Below are 6868 nucleotides of genomic sequence, written 5' to 3'. Positions count from 1 at the left end.
CCACAGGGGCCGGCGCTGCTGTGTCCACTGATGAGGCTGTGAAGGCCGCCGCCGAGCCGGCAGCCGAGGGCACCGAGAAGATCTCGATCCTCAGCTTCAACGACTTCCACGGAGCGTTGTCCGAGGAGTACGGCGGCACCCTTTTCTCCCATACGGTGGAGGGCTACCGCACCGCTTTCGAGGCAGCGAATGGTGACGGCTCCACCCTGCTGACCACCGCAGGTGACCTGATCGGAGCCTCGGCCTCCGTGTCGAACGTCCAGCAGGACGAGCCGACCCTCGAAATCATGAACCAGCTGGGCCTCGCCGTCTCCGCCGCCGGCAACCACGAATTCGACAAGGGCTTGGACGACCTCACCGGCCGTGTCATGGACATCGCCGACTTCGACTTCCTGGCCGCGAACTTCGTGGATCCGGAAACCCAGGAGCCGATCCTCACCGACCACGAAATCTTCGAGGTCGACGGTGTCGATGTCGCCGTGATCGGCGCTGTGCCGAACAACCTCTACGCCACCACCACGGGATCGGGTCTGCAGGGCAACGAGGTCATCGACCTGGTCGAGGCCGTCAACGGCGTGGCCGAGGAGATCGAGGCCGCCGGCACCGCGGACGTCATCGTGGCCTCCTACCATGACGGCGCCTCCGGCAACGGCGACCTGGCCACCGAGGTGGAGAACTCGGAGGTCTTCGACTCCATCGTCAACGGCACCGATGAGTCCGTAGATGTGATCTTCAACGGTCATACCCACCAGACCTACAACTACGAGACCACGGCGGGAGAGACCGAGCGTCCGGTGGTGCAGGCCGGACAGTCCGGCAACCTGCTGGCCACCGTCGAGCTCACCATCGATTCAGATACCAAGGAGGTCGTGGACTACTCCTCCGACCTCGTCGAGCGCACTGCCACCCCGATGACAGGCGGCGAAACTCCCACCTTCGATCCGGCGGCCATGGACGCCCTTGTGGCGGATTCCACCGAGACGGTCCAGGCCATCTACGAGACCGAGAAGGCAGCCGTCGCGGAATTCGACGAATTGAAGAACACCGTGATCGGCGAGATGGATTCTTCCATCACCACCGACTACCAGACCCGCATCGAGGAGTCCGGCAGCTGGCGCGCCGGTGGCACCCGCCGCCAGGAGACCACCCTGGGCAACTGGGCCGCCAACGCCCTCAAGGACCGCATCTCCCTGAGCAACTCCGAGGTTGACCTCGGAGTCACCAACTCCGGCGGCCTGCGCGCCGAGTTGCTGTTCGACAAGCTCACCGGCGGCGGCAAATTTCCGAACAAGGCGGCCGACATGGTCGGCAAGGTGAGCCTCGGAGAGATCCTGGACTTCGCCCCGTTCGGCAACACGCTGACCTACTTCGACATCCCGGGCTCCTCCATCAAGCAGGTGCTCGAGGAGAACTGGCAGAAGGGTACCAAGACCTACAACCTCGGCTGGTCCGAGGAACTGACCTGGACCTATGACGAGTCGCGGCCGCAGGACGACAAGGTCACCGGCATCTGGATCTCCGGCGAGCCCGTGGTCATGGACGAGATGTACACCATCGGCACCTTGTCCTTCCTCGCCGACGACTCCTGGGTGGGCACGGAGAACTCCGCCCCGGACGGCTACGAGGGCTTCGCCATCGGCCAGGAGAACAAGGTTGACCTGGGCATCATGGACAACCAGGCCTTCCAGGAGTACGTGCAGGCGCAGACCGCTGCCGCAGGCGACATCCGCCCGGACTTCGCCAAGAAGGCCGTGGAGGTTAAGGACGCCACCGGCACCGCCACCCCCGGGGCGAATCTCTCCCTGACGCTGGAGAACCTGGAGATGGATTCCGACGGTGCCGGCGATGCCACCTCGGTCTCCGTGGCCTTCCAGCCGGCCGAGGGTGAGCCCGTGGAGGTCGGCACCGTGGAGGTGGCAGCAGACGGCGAGTCCGCAGACCTGTCCACCCTGCAGGCGCCCGAGACCACCGGCCTGGGCGAACTGGTCATGACCGTGGCCTATGACGACGCCTACGAGTCCACCACCGAGGTCCGCTCGGCACTCACGATCGGCACCGATGTCCCCGAGGACTTCTCGGATAATCAGCCCGGTTCGGTGTACTACGCACCGGTGCGGTGGATGCAGGCCGCCGGGGTGACCACCGGCTACACCGACGGCACCTACCGCAAGGCAGCCGAGATCACCCGTGGCGAGTCCGTGGCCTTCCTGCAGCGCTACCTGGACCCGGACTACACCGTGGACCCGGCCGACGAGGACGCCCCGGTGTTCCCGGACGTGCCGGCCGGTGCCCCGCACTTCACCCCGATCGCCTGGGCCGCCGACGACTCCGACGGCGCCACCGCCGTCTCCCAGGGCTACACCGACGGCAACTTCCGCCCCGGCCAGGACGTCACCCGGGCGGAGTTCGTGACCTTCCTCTACCGGGCCGCCGATCCTGAGGGCTTCACCGCCCCCGAGGTCTCGGTGTTCCCGGACGTGCCGTCCACCGGCTCGTACTACGAGGCGATCTCCTGGGCCGCCGCCGAGGGCCTCGTCAACGGCTACCACGACGGCGACTACCGCCCCTACGAGCCGATCAGCCGCGGCGAGGTCGCCAAGGTCATGTACCAGCACGACCTCACCAGCACCGACTGACCGAGGCCGACTCCACCTCACCACACCGTGACCCCTCCCCCGCCGCAACGAGGGGTGGGGTCACGGTGTGCCCGGCATCGTCACATCGTCACTCCCACCGAAAGACATCACCATGACGTTCTCTTCACGCCTGACTGCAGTCGGCGCCTCGATGGCGCTGCTGTCCGCTACCCTCGTGGTCCCGGCGCAGGCCGCCACGGCGGCTCCCTCCGATGACGCGGTCATCATCAACGAGGCCTACACCAATGGCGGCTCCGCCAACGCCGCCTTCACCCACAAGTTCGTGGAGCTCTACAACCCGAGCGATGCCGACGTCTCCCTGGACGGCTGGTCCATCCAGTACCGCTCTGCCACCGGCGAGGCTGCCCCGACCGGGGTCATCGAGCTCTCCGGGACCATCAAGGCCGGCGGCTACTACCTGGTCCAGGGCAACGCCAACGGCAACGAGCCGAACGGCGAGGCGCTGCCGGCTGCGGACGCCGGAATCGACACCAATGTGTCCTTCTCCGGAACCAACGGGACCCTCGTTCTCGCGAACCAGACCGAAAAGGTCTCCGTCCCGGTCGGTTCCGTGACCGCGGAGACCGAAGCGGCCGGCGTCGTGGATCTGCTGGGTTACGGAACCTCCAACACCTTCGAGACCACGGCCGCCACCGGCCCCTCGGCGAACAACGATCCGAAGTCCATGACCCGCACGGACTTCGTGGACACGGATGACAACTCCACCGACTTCACGGCGACCGAGTCTGTCACCCCCACCAACGCCGCGGGTGAGACCGCTGGGGACGGCACCGGTGAGCCGGAGCCCGAGCCTGAGGCCCCCACCGAGGTCACCTCGATCGCGGAGATCCAAGGCACCGGCGCCGCCTCCGAGATGGTCGGCCGGAATGTCATGACCCAGGGCGTGGTCACTGCCGTCTACTCCACCGGCGGCTTCAACGGGTACTACCTCCAGACCGCCGGCTCTGGTGGCGAGGAGGACGCCACCCCCGGCGCCTCGGACGCGATCTTCGTCTACTCCACCGGCACCGTGGGCGATGTGGCCCTGGGCGACCACGTGCAGGTTGTCGGTGAAGTCAGCGAGTACTACACGGGTACCCAGCTGACGGTCAGGGCCGGTGGCGTGGAACAACTCGACGAGGCAGCAGAGGCAGTGAAGCCCACCGTCCTCGAGTTCCCCGCCGATGAGGAGACCAAGGAGGCCCACGAGGGCATGCTGCTCGACCCCTCCGGCATGGAGTGGACGATCACGGACAACTATGACGTGAACGCGTTCGGCTCTTTGGGGCTCGCCCCGGGGACCTCGCCGCTCGACAACCCGACGTCGGTCGCCAACCCGGGCGCCGAGGCCCAGGCCGTGATGGCGGAGAACGCCGAGAAGCTGATCGTCCTCGATGACGGAGCCTCCACCAACTTCAGGAGCGCCCCCGGCAATCAGAACAAGTTGCCGTACCTGAACATCGACGACCCGGCGCGGGTGGGCTCCGCCGTGACCTTCTCCGAGCCGGTCATCCTCGACTACCGCTACGAGGCATGGAACTTCCAGCCGACCCAGCACCTCACGCACGAGAACGCAGCCGAGGTCCAGCCCGCGACCTTCGAGAACACCCGCGAGGCGGAGGCCACCCCGGAGGACGTCGGCGGCAACGTGCAGCTGGCTTCCTTCAACGTGCTGAACTACTTCACCACCCTGGGTGAGGAGTTCGAGGACTGCGACGCCTACGAGGACCACGAGGGCAACCCGATCGTCACCGACTTCTGTGACCCGCGCGGCGCCTACAACCAGGAGAATTTCCTGCGCCAGCAGGAGAAGATCGTCGCCGCCATCAATGGACTCGACGCCTCGATGGTAGCCCTCGAGGAGATCGAGAACAGCGCCGCGTTCGGCAACGACCGCGATGAGGCCCTCGCCGCCCTGGTCAAGGCCCTCAACGAGAAGGCCGGCACCGAGAAGTGGGCCTACGCCGCCTCGCCGGCCGAGCTGCCCACCGACGAGGACGTCATCCGCAACGCCTTCATCTACCAGCCCGAAGCCGTGGAGACCGTAGGCGAGTCCCAGATCCTCACCAATTCCGACGCTTTCTCCAACGCCCGCGAGCCGCTGGCCCAGACCTTCCGCGCCGTCGGCGAGGACGGCGGGATCGAGGGCACCGAGTTCGTGGCCATCACCAACCACTTCAAGTCCAAGGGCTCCGGATCCGGTGCCGGCAACGAGGACAGCGGTGACGGGCAGGGCAGCTCCAATGCGGACCGCGTGGCCCAGGCCGAGTCCCTGGTGGACTTCGCCGAGGACCTGAAGGCCTCCGAGGACACCGATCAGGTGTTCCTCATGGGCGACTTCAATGCCTACGAGAAGGAGGACCCGATCACGGTCCTCGAAGCCGGAGGCTACGTCAGCCAGGGCGCGAAGGCCGAGGGCGAGTACTCCTACACCTTCGACGCCGGGGTCGGCTCACTGGACGGGATCTTCGCGTCCCCGGCGGCCGATGAGACCGTCACGGGCAGTGACATCTGGATGATCAACGCCAACGAGGCCGTGGCCCTGGAGTACTCCCGCTACAACTACACCCCGGAGCAGCTCTACGCCCCGGACCAGTGGCGCTCCTCCGACCACAACCCGATCCTGGTCGGCGTTCAGCTGGGCGGCACGGACGTCGTGGAGGACTTCTCGGATAATCAGCCCGGTTCGGTGTACTACGCACCGGTGCGGTGGATGCAGGCCGCCGGGGTGACCACCGGCTACACCGACGGCACCTACCGCAAGGCAGCCGAGATCACCCGTGGCGAGTCCGTGGCCTTCCTGCAGCGCTACCTGGACCCGGACTACACCGTGGACCCGGCCGACGAGGACGCCCCGGTGTTCCCGGACGTGCCGGCCGGTGCCCCGCACTTCACCCCGATCGCCTGGGCCGCCGACGACTCCGACGGCGCCACCGCCGTCTCCCAGGGCTACACCGACGGCAACTTCCGCCCCGGCCAGGACGTCACCCGGGCGGAGTTCGTGACCTTCCTCTACCGGGCCGCCGATCCTGAGGGCTTCACCGCCCCCGAGGTCTCGGTGTTCCCGGACGTGCCGTCCACCGGCTCGTACTACGAGGCGATCTCCTGGGCCGCCGCCGAGGGCCTCGTCAACGGCTACCACGACGGCGACTACCGCCCCTACGAGCCGATCAGCCGCGGCGAGGTCGCCAAGGTCATGCACCAGCACGACGTGGCGCAGGAGGGCTGAGGTACCGGGGCGCGGGGTGCCGGGCGGTAGGCTGTCAGTCGATGTCACCGGACCTGAGGAGTACCGCAGTGGGCGTGAACCCGGACCTGCAGGGGCGAACCTATCCGCCCACCGAGCCCTACGTCGTCGGGCGGGAGAAGATCCGCGAGTTCGCCGCCGCCGTCCAGGCCACGCACCCCGCGCACACCGACCTCGCTGCCGCCCGGAGCCTCGGCTATGCCGACCTGGTGGCCCCGCCCACCTTCCTGGTGACCCTCGCACAGCGGGCCGAGGCCGCCGTCGTGGGGGATCCGGAGGCCGGCATCGACTTCACCCGCGTGGTGCACGCGGACGAGCGCTTCACCCACCGGCGCCCGGCCGTGGCCGGAGATGAGCTTATCGGGGCCACCACGGTCGAATCCGTCAAGTCGCTCGGCGGCCACACCATGGTCACCACCGCCACCGAGATCACCACCACCGGCGGCGAGGCCGTCTCCACCGTGCGGTCCACCCTGCTGGTCCGCGGAGAGGCCTGACCATGGCTGAATACACCAAGGGCGATTCGATCGGCTCCACCACCGTCACCCTCACCCGTGCCGACCTGGTGCGCTACGCCGGGGCCTCGGGCGACTTCAACCCGATCCACTGGTCCGAGTCCACCGCGCGCTCGGTGGACCTGCCCGGCGTGATCGCCCACGGCATGCTGACCATGGGTGCCGCCGTCCAGCTCGTCACCGACTGGTGCGGGGACCCCGGTGCCATCCTCGACTACCAGACCCGTTTCTCCGCCATGGTCCCCGTGGACGAGACCGATGGCGCCACCCTGACCGTCTCCGGCAGGGTCGCGAAAATCGATGACGACGCCGGCACGGTCCGGATCGACCTCAGCGTCACCGATGCCGGGCAGGGGGACGCCAAGGTCCTGACCAAGGCGCAGGCCGTCGTCCGGCTCCCGGAGGGGGCCGGCGCGTGAGTGGGAAGGTGGCCACCACCAAGCCTGCGGGGATTGAGGCGGGCATCCGCC

4 protein-coding genes are annotated in these 6868 nt (G+C 67.7%); all 4 read left to right on the top strand.

From position 1 onward, the window contains the following. Window positions 1-2636 (top strand): 5'-nucleotidase C-terminal domain-containing protein (locus RUH65_RS14880; protein WP_313818397.1); only part of this gene is annotated, 2636 nt, incomplete at its 5' end. A 112-nt stretch (window positions 2637-2748) separates the two neighbouring features. Then, window positions 2749-5865: an ExeM/NucH family extracellular endonuclease gene (locus tag RUH65_RS14875; RefSeq protein ID WP_313818396.1), complete on the top strand. Its 3117-nt coding sequence runs from the start codon at window positions 2749-2751 to the stop codon at window positions 5863-5865. Between the two features lie 68 nt (window positions 5866-5933). Then, the gene (locus RUH65_RS14870) at window positions 5934-6380 is read left to right on the top strand and encodes a MaoC family dehydratase N-terminal domain-containing protein (protein WP_313818398.1); all 447 of its coding nucleotides are present in this window, start codon (window positions 5934-5936) and stop codon (window positions 6378-6380) included. A gap of 2 nt (window positions 6381-6382) precedes the next feature. Continuing rightward, window positions 6383-6817 carry a MaoC family dehydratase gene (locus tag RUH65_RS14865; protein WP_313818395.1) on the top strand — a complete coding sequence of 145 codons (435 nt, stop codon included), beginning with the start codon at window positions 6383-6385 and terminating at the stop codon, window positions 6815-6817. Window positions 6818-6868: the final 51 nt, after the last annotated feature.

It is taken from the genome of Citricoccus sp. (genome assembly GCF_032154715.1).
GTDB lineage: Bacteria > Actinomycetota > Actinomycetes > Actinomycetales > Micrococcaceae > Citricoccus.
The sequence above is the reverse complement of the archived record's forward strand: the minus strand, read 5'-3'. Positions and strand labels throughout refer to the sequence as shown.